The 213-nt window shown below is 52.6% G+C and carries 1 protein-coding gene; it reads left to right on the top strand.

What is annotated here, in order from left to right; genetic code table 11:
• On the top strand, positions 1–213 hold a 213-nt coding region (locus SORDD15_RS10360), incomplete at both ends, for an SIALI-17 repeat-containing surface protein (protein WP_330996578.1).

Here is a 213-nt window from a genome sequence, read left to right on the forward strand (position 1 = left end):
TTCAACGGAGGTGTCAACGGCTCAGATGCAGCAGTGGCCGAAGAGTTACCAGAGTTTAACGGAGGCGTCAATGGTTCAGATGCAGCAGTGGCCGAAGAGTTACCAGAGTTTAACGGAGGAGTCAATGGCTCAGATGTAGCAGTGGCAGAGTTACCAGAGTTTAACGGAGGCGTCAACGGCTCAGATGCAGCAGTAGCCGAAGAGTTACCAGAG

The sequence above is a fragment of the Streptococcus oralis genome, assembly GCF_001578935.1.
Taxonomy (GTDB): domain Bacteria; phylum Bacillota; class Bacilli; order Lactobacillales; family Streptococcaceae; genus Streptococcus; species Streptococcus oralis_R.